This window comes from Rhizorhabdus sp. (genome assembly GCF_018006725.1).
Lineage (GTDB): Bacteria > Pseudomonadota > Alphaproteobacteria > Sphingomonadales > Sphingomonadaceae > Rhizorhabdus.
This window is the reverse complement of sequence record NZ_JAGMXV010000006.1, coordinates 1-12,453: the sequence shown is the minus strand read 5'-3', so window position 1 is coordinate 12,453 and position 12,453 is coordinate 1. Positions and strand designations below refer to the sequence as shown.

Here is a 12,453-nt window from a genome sequence, read left to right as displayed (position 1 = left end):
CAGGCGCGCAAGCGCCATTTCCGAGGCCCGCTTCAGCGGCCTCGGGGGGTTTAGGAGCGAGTGCCGAAGAGACTCAATTTGGCTCGCGTCTGGTGGACGCCGTCCACCATCCCGATGGTCGCGTGCCGGTCGGCGGCGAGGGACGCCGCCAGCGTTTCGGGAATGTCCGCATAGGCTTCGACGACGCGGATCGCGGCCTCGGGGGTCGGCAGTTCCCCCGGCTCCGTGCCGAGCCAGATCGTTGCTTCGCCCTCGTCGGGCTCGTCTTCGGTGGGCGTGAAGACTTGCGCGAAGAAGCTCTGCAGCGGGCGATCCCATCCGATCACCGCCTTGATGACACCGTTTCCGGGCCTCGGCTTCAGTTCGTAGCGGCTCATGTCTGGCTCCTGCGGATACGATGGTTGACGTGCCGGGCCGCGCCTTCGGCGCTGCGCAGTGCCTTGCGAACGGCCCTGGCGGCACGCGGGGCGCCGCTCCTGGCGAGAAGGTTACGCGCGGCGCGCAGATGGTCAATCGCCTCCGCCACGGCGGCGCGATCGGCCGGCGCCGCTCGTTTGATGGATCGCATGGCTTGGTCCTCCAATTATGCCGTCAGGATGCCGCCACCTGGTTGGTGGGCTGGAGCTCGATGGCGATCGCGTCGCGGCCGATCACCGCCGAGAACTGCCGGCCTTCGGGCACGAACCATTGGGCGCGATAAGCGATGATCGCCCGCAGGCGCTCGACGAGCGCGGCATCGTCGCCGAGCAGAAGGCGGGTAGCCATTTCCCTGGCGTCGAGAAGGAAGCGGTCGTTTTGGGTCTCCCAGCTATCAGCGTCGCGATCGTCGCTCGCGCAGAAGCAAGCGGCTTCCAGCAGATCAACCAGCTCCTCGGGCGAGACGGCGTCGCGAGAGCCCAGCAGGATATTCGCATCTTCGAAGGTCCAGAACAGGCCATCGTCATATTCGATGACGACAGGTGCCGGGACGGTAATCGTTTCGGGCTGCGGACCTGTGATTTCAAGCACGAGGTCGAGCCGTTCGACCGGGCCGCTTTCGAGACCGGGTAGCTCGGTGCAGTCGAAGACATGGGCGCGGCCATCGCGCTCGATCTCGAAGCGGAGCGCGGCGATGCGCTGCAGTGCGTCGTACCAGCTATATCCGGCCATGGCAGTGTCGGGGTCAGCCAAGCGTCCTCTCAGACGGCCATCGCGGGCAAGCGCGAACGCCGCGCATTGTTCGAGTGGCGGACCGAAGTCATCGACGAGCATCAGGTTATCGGCGGGGATGAGCCCCTGACTCTCGCGCCCGCTGTTCTGGTCGGCAGTCGCCGGGATCCATGCCCGCAAGAGCGGCGTCGCCTCGGGCAGATCGACGCCAAGCTGGGCGGCCTCGGTCCACTGCGCATGAGACAGTCGATGGCTGCCGAGCGAGGCGATGTGCCGGTAGATCGTCTTGAGCACCCTATTGCGAAGCGCTTCGAGGGCGGCGTTTTCGACCATCTCCTTGCGGGCCGGCAGGACGAGCTGCAGGGCCGGCGCATCGACGATATCGACCCGGGCCCACCAATGGCGATCCTTCTCGTCGACTGACGGCAGGACGCAAGGAACCGTGAGGCCGTGAAAATTGATGCGCGGTTGATGGGGCGTCGTGCGCCCGTCGGTGAACAGGCCGATCCGCACGCCATCGACCTCCTCGACCACATCGGCCCCGGCGAGCCAGTCGGCTTGCGTAAGGGGTACGCCGTTGAAACGGATCGGTGTGGGACAATAGCGCGCCGCGCCGCTGGCCACTGCTTCGAGATTCCTAGTGCAATCGTCGTCGAGCAGAAGACGGATTGCAGTTCCGAAGCCATGATCGCAGGGGGCGACAGCTATCGGTGCGCCCGATTCCCAATGGTCTGGTCCGATGGTGATAGCCCAGCCCTCGCCCGGACCGCGCGGGCAGGAGCGGATTTCGACATGGCGACCGGCAAGGCTGAAGACGCCCATGCCGGCAGGGTCTTCGCGCCGCGCGATGTTGTCGTCCCAGCCCGAGCGCCCGAGCGCCAGGATCACGGCGGGATCGGCGATACCCGCGCCGTCATCCGCGATGACAAGCCAGCTCTGCCCGTCGGCCTCGGCAACATCGAGATCGATGACCGTCGCGCCGGCTCTGCGCGAATTCTGGATGAGCTCAGCCAGGGTGTCGACCAGCGTGTTGTTGAAGAGGCGCGTCACCTTGGTGATCGCGGCGGGATCGACCTGGCTGTGGATGACGGTGGGAAGGGGCATCGGGGTCTCCTGGACAAGAGCGGACCTGCTCCCCCGGCCCTCCCCTTCTCCCCTTTCGCAACCGATCAGGCACAGCGGCGCTGGTCTCGGCCTCGGTCTCGATGTGGACGTAGCGCTCGCCGTTCGGACGCCGCTTGCGGATATGGAGTTTCCTCGGGACGGCGATTTCGGATGGGAGGACCAGAGCGCGCGGTCAGGTGCCGGACGCGATCTGGTTATCGTACAGTGGCCGGTCGTCCGGACGCCACTCGCCTGGAAGCCAGATACGGCCGTTGTAGCTGATGCGGCCGACAGGCATGTGTTCGAGGAGCAGGGTGGCTTCAGGGAACATACTTGCGCCCAGGCCGTTCATGTCCCGCCGATCGCAGTAAAGGCGCGAGGCGTCAGCCCAGTCAGCCGCCCAGATGTCGGGATAGCCCTTCTGCACGATACGGAATGGTCGGCGCCGACGCGGAGGGCTCTGGCAGACGGCGCCGCCCTTGACGATGAGGGCCATGTCTCACGCGGCCTTTTGCACTATCCACTCGTACAGCAGATGGGCGTCCGGCTCATATTCCGATCCGATCGAGATGCGAACGAACTTGCCATCGCACGCGAAAGCCGACGCCCGCGGGAAACCGAGATAGGATTTGCCTTCGAGGATCAGATCGCCCGAGCGCACCTTGGTGATCGTCCGCGTGGTCCCAATTGCGCGATGCCCTGCCGGCGCATCGACCAGTTTGAGGGCGTCGCCCGCTTTTACGCGCTTCTTGAAGGCGGCCAGCGATACGATCGCGTCGACCGGATTCTTCAGTCCGTTGCGTTTCGCGAGCGCCGACCAATAAACCTGTCCAATGCGCGCTTCGCAGTAGAAGGAGCAGGACCAGAAGTCCTGTAGAGGGTTGGTGCGGGTAGTTCCGAACCGCTCCATCTGGTCGCGGATCGCGACCTGCGCGGCCTCCTGAGCGTCACGCCCGGTCAGATCCTCGGGCCAGTCGAGGATCTCAGCGGTGATCTTGCGTCCTCCCGCGAATTTCTGGGTCTGGATCGCAAAGGACGCGTTCGGAAAGCACCGCGCCAGATGCGGTTCGATGCGGCCAGCGAGGGTCGCAAGATTATCACTGGGACGATAGAGATCGCCCTGATAATGGAAGTTGCCTCGATCGTCATATGGGGTCTGGCTATAGAGGCGCGCGGGCGCGCCCGACGAAGTGGTGTCGGTCATTACATATTTCCTCGGATGATTGGTTTTCCGCCGTTCGCGGGCGGAGAATGTCAGGCGCCCGGAAGAGACGCCTCGATTTCGTTGGTGAGAGGCTCTTCACTCAATGCAGCTTCATTTGCTTAAGCAGGTGAAGGAGAAAGAGCCCCTCAACGAAGCTGTCCGCCATAAATTTTCTCGATGAGACAGTTGCGCGGCCCAATCGCCACGCCATCCATGAGTTTCTTTCTCCCTCCCTTTGACTTGCACGCCGAATGACGGCACGTATCTGTTTACGCTTGCGCAATCACGCATGGGTCAAGACCAGTCTATCCAAACAAAAGAAGGAACCTGCATGGCCGAGGCCGAACAGTCGGACGTGATGTCTCTGACCGTGGCGCTGCTCAGCGCCTATTTTGCGAACAACACCGTGCCGAGCAGCGAACTGCCCGCGCTGGTCGAGGGAACTCGAAAAGCCTTGTTGGGCGATGCACCAGTGGTGTCGCCAGCCCCTGAAGAGACAGTGTCCGCGCCGGTGTCAGTTGAACCAGCGGCTGTGCCGCCGACACCAGCCCCCGAGTTCAAGCCAGCGGTGACGGTAGATGCAAGCCTTGCGTCGCCCGATCAGATACTGAGCCTGATCGACGGCAAGCCTTATAAGTCCCTGAAACGCCATCTCTCGACTCACGGCCTGACGCCCGCAGAATATCGCGCGCGCTATGATCTGCCCGCGGACTATCCCATGGTCGCACCCGGTTATTCCGCCGCGCGCCGGGAGGCCGCCCTGAAACTTGGTCTTGGCGGCAAGCGGAAGGACGTCGCCGCTAATCCGGCGCTAGCCGAGGCGGGCAGCGAAGCCCCGGCAGCCGAAGTGGCGCCTGCGGAAGTGGTCGCGGAAGTGCCCGCGCCGGTGCGCAAGGCTCGAGTGAATGCCTCTGCCCCGGCAACTAAGGCGAAGCCCAATGCCGTAGCCGGGAAGGGCAAGCCCAGCGCTGTCGCCGAGACCGTTGCGGCGCCGGCAGGCGAGCCGGCCCCAACGCCCGAAGCGACTGCCAGCGAAGCTGCGCAAGTGAAGGCGACGCCCGCTCGCGGGCCGCGCGCGAAGGCAGCCCCTGCAAAGGCCTCGCCAAAAACGTCGAACGCCAAGGCCGCCATCGGCAAAGGGAAACCGGCAGCGGCTGTCGAGCCTGCAAAGCCAAAGCGCAGCCGTGCGACGAAAGCTGACACCCCGCCGACAGCACCGGTCGAAATCGCTCCTGCTGAAACGGCCTCGGCAGAATAATGCTATGGTCCGAGCGCGGTGACGCAACCGGACCATCACCGTTCACAGGGGTGGCGAGCCACCTGCTTTAGCACAGGGAAACGACCTTCATAGGTAGCGGGATCGGAACGCTGTACCCGGTGGCAAGATTCACGAAGGCGCCGGCGTGGCCAATCGACCCGCGTCCGAGCAGATCGAACAGGAGCGCCAGCGCGTGGCTCGCAAGCACCCGGTTGACGAAGAGCGACTGGCGCTCGAGCGCCTCGGCGACCGAACAGGAGGGCGCATCGTCTTCGGCCAGGCCCTCGTCGGCGAGTTCGGGAAAAGCCTCGAGCACCGTTGGAAGGCGATTATCGTCGCGGCCGGTTCCACGGCCCGGGCATCCGATCAGATATTGGCCGTCGCTGGCGCGGTTGCCGAGGTCCAACCAATAGATGGGCGGGTTCCGCGCATCCTGCAGCGCCGCGCCCAGCGCGCGGCGGGCCGAGGCCGTGTCGACGCAGCTGATGAGCACATGGCTGTTGTCGACGCCGATCGCTCCGGGTGCGCGGCCGTGGACCGCCTTCCAGGCCAGACCATGGGCAAGGTTGATCCGTTCGGTCAGCGTCCTCGCCTTCGAATTGCCGAGATCGCAGCGGTAGAAGGGCTGGCGGCCGAGATTCGCCTCGGTGACGATGTCTTCGTCGACCACGGTGACCTCGAGCGAGCGTGAGGAAATTGCGCGCAATGCGGTATCGAGCGAGGCGAGCCCCATCAGCATTTGCGCTCCGTTTCCACCGCATCCCACGAGCAGGATTCGGACAGCGCTGTTGTCGAAGGCGGCGGGAAGATAGTGGCGCTTGGGGCTCTCAGGCTGCATGGATTGTCTCCGGAAAATGGACTGCGCGGTACGGCCAGGAACATGCCGCCCGCGCAGAGCCGCGCTGCCATGACCGGGCCAGCGGGATCGTGGAGCCGGCCGATGACGAGCGAAATTTTCGTAGCGTGGGCGTCGTCCGCATCGTCGGTCGCGCTGAAATAGGCGGGCCCCCGCCCGTGGCTGTGGATGTCGCAGACCATGTGCCAGCCCGGCTCGCAGACCGGGGGGCGATAGACGAGGCGTGTCGGCGTGGCGTCGTCGATTGCCGGAAAATCGACCGCGAACGTGTTGGTCGTCTCGTTCCAGAGGATGAAGGCCGCAGCCTCGTTGGGCAGAGCCGCCCGGAAGTGATCGAGGATCGCAGCCAGATGCTCGCCAGGGATCAGTCCGCAGCGCAGGTCGGCCTTGGGTGACCCGATGCTGCCATAAGGAAGATAGGCGGCGATCGGCGGCGTCACCGGCGCATCGAGAGCAAGCCATGGCCGGCGCAGGATGAGCATTACGCCATCCTTGCCCACCGCAAGGCCGTGGCCGGCACGGCTGCCGCGAAGCGCGTCGAGTGCCGGCGAGCCACCGCTCGATGGCACCGGATAGCAGGGCACGACAGCGAGCAGTGCCGCCGCGGTCGGATCTTCGGCGATCATGATCATCTCCCTGCCGCTGCGGCAACGAGCATACCGACCGTGACCGCATCAGCGGCGGGACGGACTTGCCGCTGGCCGGCGGCAGGATGGAAGGATCGGAGCCGCTTCACCGGAAAACGACGCGCGCCGCGCGCGGCAAGATCGTCCCAGAGCCTGACCAGGCCGCCCTTCCCCGTGACCGTCCGCTCCTGGCCGGGGTTGGGGTGAGTTGACCAGCTGTCGAACACCGCGCGCTCGAATTCCGAGATGGCGGCAACGCCCAGTGTTTTCGGCCTCGGGATGTTGCCCCAGCACAGCCGGCCTTGGATGAAGACGTTGAGGATCGGCGAATGGAGCACCGGCGTGTCGGCGGCAGGGCGCTCGCTTGCGGCAAGCGCGTAAACGCCGAGGCCGGAGCGCGTGGCGACGAACAGATGGGCCGGGTATGGCACCGCGACGGTAGTGCGCCGTGCGAGCGCCCGAAGGCCATCGGGGGGCGACGACAGCGCAAAATAGGCTTGGCGCACCTGCTCCGGCACCCACCAGGCGAGGACGTCCGGGTGGGAGACAAGCACATTGGCCGGCAGGATCTCTGGAACCGCGGTCCGGCCCAGCGCCTCTGTCCATTGGCGCAGCTGTGCCCGCGACAGGGGCACGCCGGCGGCGATCGTCGGACGCCCGTCCGCATCGTGCTCGACGGCATGCATGCTGGCGAAGGCCGCCGCATCCGGCCTTGGAGCGCCATAAGGGCTGGGCGTGCGGGGCGTTCCCGCCTGATAGAGCAGAACGGCGTTGGTCAGGACGAGACCGCCGCCAGTGGTTTCGAAGTGGCTGCTGTGATCGGACATGACGGCCTCACGGATTGGGTGGGTCGAAGCGGACGAGGTCCTGGGCGGCGAGCAGGAACTGGACGCCGAGGCGCAGGCTTGCGAACCAGTCGTCGATCCGGCTGACATCGGGCAGCGGGCAGATGCCGCAGACGTCCATGAAGCCCATTTCCATGCCGTGGCGGGCGACATCGTCGAGCTCGCGCGCGAACTCATCGAAAGGCACGAGCGTCAACGGCGGCAGGGACGAGCATTCCTCGATCCCCGGCACATATTCGTAGAGAATGTCGGTATCGAAGTGCCAGGCGTTGCGGTCCGATGGCAGCCGCTTGAGCGCCTTGTGCGCGTCGCGAAGCTGGCAGAGCGCCTCGCGCAGGCCCTTCGGAAGGGCGGCCGGTTTCGCCGCGTTCGCGCCGATCATCCAGTCAGGCCGGCGCGCGTTCATCTCCGAAGGCATGGTCTGCTCTTCGAGTTCCTCGGCGCTGAGGCCGTGATAGGCGATCAGGCTCTGGCGCGCGCCCTCGTCGTCGATCTCCCCGTCCCAGTAATACATGGAGATTTCGTCGAAGAGGTCCTGGTAGCCGAAGATCGGGAGCGCGGTGCCGAGGGTTTCGCCGAGCGCCGCATAGGCCGCGGCACGCCAGGGGGTGGGCGCCTCGCCGGTTTCGATCCAGCCGAGATCCAGCTGTCCGAGGCTGTCACACGCGACCGCGATCGCCGGCGGGTTGGCGTCTTCGCCGGTGAGGACCGCGATCCGCAGGTCGACGATTTCGATCGGGTCCAGGATCTCGAGCACGGCAGCGTTGAAAACCTGCTCGATGCGGCGGCGGGCACTCACACGGGTGTATTGCTTGGCGCTCGGCTCTCGCCCCGCGACCCAGCGGCCGATCAGCTTGTGGTGATTGCTGAGGGGCTGGTCGAAGGTCGCGGGAATGTCGGCCGATAACGCGACCGTTCGCCCCGCGAGGTCAACCGAGGGGCGCGAGCCTGAGACCGGGAGGAGGCTGGAGCGGCTCCGGCGCTTCGCCTTTGCCGTTGTCGGGATCGGGGAGGATCCGCGCGTGAAGCGCCTTGGCCTGGGCGCTGCAGGAAGGCTGGGGGAACTCGCTCGTGTTGCCATCGTCGTGCTCGATCCATTCGAGGAGCGTCTTGCGCGGTGCGGCGGGGATCGGCGCGTCGTTGCCGCAGGGCACGATCAGCCCTTGGTGCCGACGGCGCGGCGATATTCGGTGACGTGGGCGGTGCCCGACACGCCGGCGTCCACCGCCTCGGCAGTGAGAATCGCCGGGTAGAGGGTAGCATGATAGGCGCGCAGAGCTTGGCGGTCGTCCGCAAGGTGCGGCGGCACGGGCAGGTCGATGCCGTCGTAGCGATAGGCGCGGGTGAGCTGGTTGATCTGCATGGCTGGCCTTCCGGGCTGGTGGTGATCGGGAAGTTCAAGGGCGGCGCGTCACCAGAGGCTGGCGGGCTCCTCGGCCTTGGCATCGACCGGCGGGCTGCTGGGAGCCGGCGTCTTCGGTGAGGCTGCAGGCGCGGGCGTCTTGGGCGCAGCCGCCTTGGCTTTGGCTGCCTCGGCGGCGGCCGCCCGTGCGGCTTCGGCAGCCTGTCGCTGCTCCGCGATCTGATCGGCAAGGGTGCGGCGCGAGGCGATGAGCTGGCCGAGCGCGCCGTCAGGGCCCCGGGCGAGCTCCGCATCGATTTCTGCGGCGGTCGCCGTGATCGAGATCGGCCGGGTTTCGCTGGCCTCGAGATTGTCCTTTGCGCCTTCGGCCTTGCGCGGAAGGATGGTCAGGGTGACCGTGTCGTTGGCGCCGGCGACAAGATCGAAGCCGAGCGAGTAGCGGGCGAGCATAGGAAGAAGGCTGGAGATCAGCATGGCGTTCGGTCCTTGTGTGAGATTGGAGAAGCGGGTCAGGCGGCTTGTCGGGAGAGCGGCTCTTCGGCTTGGGCCGGCACGGGGGGCGGGCCATATTGGCCGTCGAGCGTCATCGAGCTCGGCAGGCGGCCGGCCCAGTCGAAGCCGGTGGCGTTGAGCATGCCAGCGATCAGGTCGGCCTTCTTCGCACTGAGCAGCTTGGCGAACGCCTTTTCGCTTACATGCGCGACGAGGCCGCACTCCTGGGCGATGAACCTGAGTTCGTCCTTGGTGTAGCGCTCGAGGAATGTCTTATCGACCTGCCAGACATCGCGCAGGTCGACGTCGAAGGTCCGGGCGAGGTCGGCGACATGGCCGAAGGTGAGCACATCCTTGGCATAAGCGGCGCCGATCGCGGAAAGCACCTTCTCGGCCTGAGCCTCGGGCAACGCGCGGATCTCCGCGATCTTGGCGCTGTAGGCGAGCTCCGGGAACGAGGCGCCCACCAGCAGGCCGGCGCGGGCCTTCAGCGTCTCCGGTTTGATCTGCGAGAGCGTGCCCGACATCGCGGCGACCAGGATCGCGGTCTGGGCGTGCGCGGCATTGCCGGCGAGCGCACGGGCGAGCGCGGTGCGCCACGTCGCCTCGCGCAGGTCGCTGGTGCGGCCGGCGATCGACTTGACGGTGACCGTTGGCTTGTGCGCCTGGACTATACTGCCCTTGGATTGAACGACAGTGGGCGGCGTGGATGCGGGCGTGGCTGCCGTGCCCGAAGGCGAGGCGCGGTCGCCTGCCTCTTCCTGATCGTCCGCTTCCGGCGGGCTCTGGTCGATGGCGTCGTCTTCGTCGTCATCCTGTTCCTCGTCCTCGATGTCGTCTGCGGGCGGCGGCGCCGCTGCCTTGGCCGCGGCAGCGGCGCGCTCCTGCTCCTCGCGTTGGGCGGTTTCCCACGCCTCGGTCTTGAGCTGGAAGCAGCCCGGATTGGTGCAATGGCCGTCATCGACATGGGTTTCGAACAGGGTTCGCTGTGCGGCCGAGTTGAACGGACAGGTGGTGCAGTCGGTCTTGTCGAAGCACGCCGCGCCGAGATTCTGGGTGACGCGCATGAGGAGGTCGCGGGTCTTGCTGACATCGAGACCGGAGCCCAGGATGGTCTCGAGGGCCTTGTCCTGCTTGTCGGCGGGGATCGCGGCGAGGAGTTCAGCATGGCCGACCTTGATCCGCCGTTCGTCGAGCGCAAGTTTGACCGCCTCGGAGAGTTCGGCGAGCGCCAGGCGGCGATCGAGCTTGGCCCGCGACCAGCCCAGACGCCGCGCGGCCTCGGCGCGATCGTTACGGCATGCGGCGAGCACGCGAACGGCCGCGTCCGCTTGTTCCGTCTCCGAGGCGTCGTCGCGATTGTCGTTCTCGTCGATTGCCGCCTCGAGGGCCTCCTGGTCGGTCATCTCGCGGATGATCGCGGGCACCTCGCCGTCGGAACCGAACGCTTCCAGCGCCGCCCTGTACCGGCGCTCGCCGGCGACGATGGCGTAGCTATCGTCCGAGCTGGGTGCCGGACGAACCAGGATCGGCTGCAGGATGCCACGAATGCGGATCGAAGCGACGAGATCGTCGTGCTTTTTCCGGTCGAAATAGCGACGCGGATTGTCGCCCTTGACGATGCGCGAGAGCGGCAGCGTGGCGCAGCTCGGTTCTGGAGTGCTCAAGACGGATCTCCTCGTGGAATGGGAAGGCCGGGTCGGCCGGGGTCGCGTGCCTTCGGTTCTGCGAGCCTCACGCTCGCCTTCCCCCTCCCCTCGCGCGGCCCGGAGGGCTGGAAGAGCGCGCAGTCGATTTCGAAAGGTTGGATTTGCCCGCGGACGCGGTCAGTAATCGTCGGCGAGCATGACGGTGAGGACGCGCCGAGTGATCGAGGCATCTGCCGGGTCTTCGGAGCCGCACTCGAGCGCCATGTCGTAATAGATCCTATGCAGATCGGTTTCGGCTATTCCGTTGAACCGTCAACTTTCGCGGAGAACGTCTCATGGAGAACCAGTCATCGGATTATTGCGTTCAGACCTCTGTCATTGTCAGCGTCGAACTCAGCAAACGCACTTGGCTTGTGGCATCGCTTACGCCAGGTGCGGCTAAGATCTCGCTGCGTACGATTCCCGCGGGCGACAGCGCAGCCCTACTCGGTCACCTTCGCAATCTCGAAAGCAAGACGGGCGAGCGTATTGGTAAGCCCGCCGCCATTCGCCTATGCTTCGAGATCGGCTATGATGGCTTCTGGCTGGCACGACTGTTGCGGGCAAATGGCATCGATACTTACGTTCTTGATCCTGCCAGCTTCCTTGTATCGCGCCGCGGCAAGCGCGTGAAGACTGACCGCATCGACGCCGAAGCCATGATCGGTATCCTCAAAGCCTATCTCGCAGGTGACAAAAGCGTGTGTCGTGTCGTGGATGTGCCAACGCCGGATGAGGAAGATGCGCGCCGAGTCATGCGCGAGCGTGGCGATCTTGTGCACGAGCGCACCCGGATTATTTCGCGAATTAGGGGACTACTGGCCTTACAAGGCATCCAGTCGGTCAAAGCGATCAGCGGCGGTGACTGGTCAAAGCAACTCGACGATATGCGTACCGGCGATGGACGGCTGCTGCCGCCAAACCTTCGTCGCCAGATTGAGCGGTGCTTCGGTCGCCTCGAGCTGCTCAATGAACAGATCAAAAGCATTGAACGCGACCGCGCCGATGTGGTTCTGGACGAAGCCTCGACGTTTCCGTGCCGCGAAAAAGCGATCCGTCTCGAGCAACTCAAGGGCATCGGTGCCAACAGCGCAGTGATGCTTGTTGCCGAGGTGTTTTGCCGCAAGTTTGAAAGCCGACGACACGTCGCTGCTTTTCTTGGGCTGGCCCCCGCGCCCTACGCGAGTGGAGACGTCTCACGCGATCAGGGCATTAGCAAGGCTGGCAACCACGGAACGCGCGTTCTGATGGTGGAGCTTGCGTGGTGTTGGCTACGATATCAGCCAAGCAGCGAGTTGGCGGTTTGGTATCGCAACCGCTTCAAGGGAAACGGCGGGCGCGCGGCCAAGGTCGGGATTGTGGCGCTCGCCCGAAAATTGCTAATCGCGCTTTGGCGCTTCGTGGAAACCGGACTGGTCCCGCAGGGCGCCGAGCTCCGCGCCGTCTGATGCCTATGTTGCAACAGGCTCAATAAGGCGACGCGGGTTGGTGCGATGCGTGACCGGGAAGATTGATGGCGCCTAGAAACGCCCAGTAGTAGTTTGGTCCGCATCCGCCTTTGCTCGATCCGAGGATGTGAATACGGATTATGGTACGCGGCTTCGGCCTCGACCGGATACAAGTCTATGCACGGATTGTGCATCAGCTGACCTCGGAACGATCGAAGCCAATCGATGGGATCTGAATACGGCGGCAATGGAGCCGGAAGCCTCACGGGAAAGGATACACAGAATGTGTTCTTGACTGTCCGGCGTCAGCGCCAATGGCACAGATTTGAGGTTGTGAATTAAGGAGGATTTGGGCTTCGTCGTAGTGACGAAGGAACGAAGATGAAGCCCAAATCCTCCTTGAAAAAATCGGTGAAGGCT

The 12,453-nt window shown here is 65.1% G+C and carries 15 protein-coding genes and 1 pseudogene; 2 read left to right on the top strand and 14 right to left on the bottom strand.

What is annotated here, in order from left to right; genetic code table 11:
• Positions 1-50: 50 nt before the first annotated feature.
• The 5 genes from KAY22_RS01975 to KAY22_RS01955 all read right to left on the bottom strand — a co-directional run bounded on the left by KAY22_RS01975 (position 51) and on the right by KAY22_RS01955 (position 3,457).
• Positions 51-377, bottom strand: coding sequence for a hypothetical protein (locus tag KAY22_RS01975; RefSeq protein ID WP_011950457.1), 327 nt, complete (start codon positions 375-377; stop codon positions 51-53).
• Positions 374-568, bottom strand: a complete 195-nt coding sequence (locus KAY22_RS01970; RefSeq protein WP_017183246.1) for a hypothetical protein — start codon at positions 566-568, stop codon at positions 374-376. The genes KAY22_RS01975 and KAY22_RS01970 overlap by 4 nt, the downstream gene beginning before the upstream one ends.
• A 23-nt stretch (positions 569-591) precedes the next feature.
• Entirely contained in the window at positions 592-2,253 is a 1,662-nt protein-coding gene (locus KAY22_RS01965; RefSeq protein WP_011950458.1) for an ATP-binding protein, read from the bottom strand.
• A gap of 193 nt (positions 2,254-2,446) precedes the next feature.
• Positions 2,447-2,749, bottom strand: coding sequence for a hypothetical protein (locus KAY22_RS01960; RefSeq protein WP_017183247.1), 303 nt, complete (start codon positions 2,747-2,749; stop codon positions 2,447-2,449).
• 3 nt (positions 2,750-2,752) lie between these two features.
• Positions 2,753-3,457 carry a hypothetical protein gene (locus KAY22_RS01955; protein WP_011950459.1) on the bottom strand — a complete coding sequence of 235 codons (705 nt, stop codon included), beginning with the start codon at positions 3,455-3,457 and terminating at the stop codon, positions 2,753-2,755.
• Between the two features lie 289 nt (positions 3,458-3,746).
• Between KAY22_RS01955 and KAY22_RS01950 the strand changes: the two genes are divergently transcribed.
• A complete protein-coding gene (locus KAY22_RS01950; protein WP_232332931.1) occupies positions 3,747-4,715 on the top strand; it encodes a MucR family transcriptional regulator in 969 nt (322 codons plus the stop codon).
• Positions 4,716-4,782: 67 nt separating this feature from the next.
• Here the strand turns inward: KAY22_RS01950 and KAY22_RS01945 are convergent, their stop codons facing one another.
• The 9 genes and pseudogenes from KAY22_RS01945 to KAY22_RS01905 all read right to left on the bottom strand — a co-directional run.
• Positions 4,783-5,553, bottom strand: coding sequence for a PRTRC system ThiF family protein (locus tag KAY22_RS01945; RefSeq protein ID WP_011950461.1), 771 nt, complete (start codon positions 5,551-5,553; stop codon positions 4,783-4,785).
• Positions 5,448-6,203: a PRTRC system protein A gene (locus KAY22_RS01940; RefSeq protein WP_017183250.1), complete on the bottom strand. Its 756-nt coding sequence runs from the start codon at positions 6,201-6,203 to the stop codon at positions 5,448-5,450. Before KAY22_RS01940 ends, KAY22_RS01945 begins: the two co-directional genes overlap by 106 nt.
• Positions 6,200-7,024 (bottom strand): PRTRC system protein B, encoded by an 825-nt coding sequence (locus KAY22_RS01935; protein ID WP_011950463.1) that lies wholly within the window; start codon positions 7,022-7,024, stop codon positions 6,200-6,202. Before KAY22_RS01935 ends, KAY22_RS01940 begins: the two co-directional genes overlap by 4 nt.
• Positions 7,025-7,031: 7 nt before the next feature.
• Positions 7,032-7,841 carry a hypothetical protein gene (locus KAY22_RS01930; RefSeq protein ID WP_230461523.1) on the bottom strand — a complete coding sequence of 270 codons (810 nt, stop codon included), beginning with the start codon at positions 7,839-7,841 and terminating at the stop codon, positions 7,032-7,034.
• Between the two features lie 130 nt (positions 7,842-7,971).
• A complete protein-coding gene (locus KAY22_RS01925) occupies positions 7,972-8,196 on the bottom strand; it encodes a hypothetical protein (RefSeq protein ID WP_129927365.1) in 225 nt (74 codons plus the stop codon).
• 2 nt (positions 8,197-8,198) lie between these two features.
• On the bottom strand, positions 8,199-8,405 hold the full coding sequence (locus KAY22_RS01920) for a PRTRC system protein C (protein WP_041380136.1): 207 nt from the start codon (positions 8,403-8,405) through the stop codon (positions 8,199-8,201).
• Between the two features lie 48 nt (positions 8,406-8,453).
• Positions 8,454-8,879, bottom strand: a complete 426-nt coding sequence (locus KAY22_RS01915; protein WP_011950465.1) for a PRTRC system protein E — start codon at positions 8,877-8,879, stop codon at positions 8,454-8,456.
• 35 nt (positions 8,880-8,914) lie between these two features.
• Positions 8,915-10,564: a PRTRC system ParB family protein gene (locus tag KAY22_RS01910; protein WP_011950466.1), complete on the bottom strand. Its 1,650-nt coding sequence runs from the start codon at positions 10,562-10,564 to the stop codon at positions 8,915-8,917.
• Positions 10,565-10,723: 159 nt separating this feature from the next.
• Positions 10,724-10,825: pseudogene (locus tag KAY22_RS01905) on the bottom strand (DUF3768 domain-containing protein); the annotation flags it as partial.
• Between the two features lie 56 nt (positions 10,826-10,881).
• Here KAY22_RS01905 and KAY22_RS01900 point away from each other — a divergent pair.
• Complete coding sequence (locus KAY22_RS01900) at positions 10,882-12,033, top strand: IS110 family transposase (protein WP_011950467.1); 1,152 nt, start codon at positions 10,882-10,884, stop codon at positions 12,031-12,033.
• The last annotated feature ends 420 nt before the right edge of the window (positions 12,034-12,453 follow it).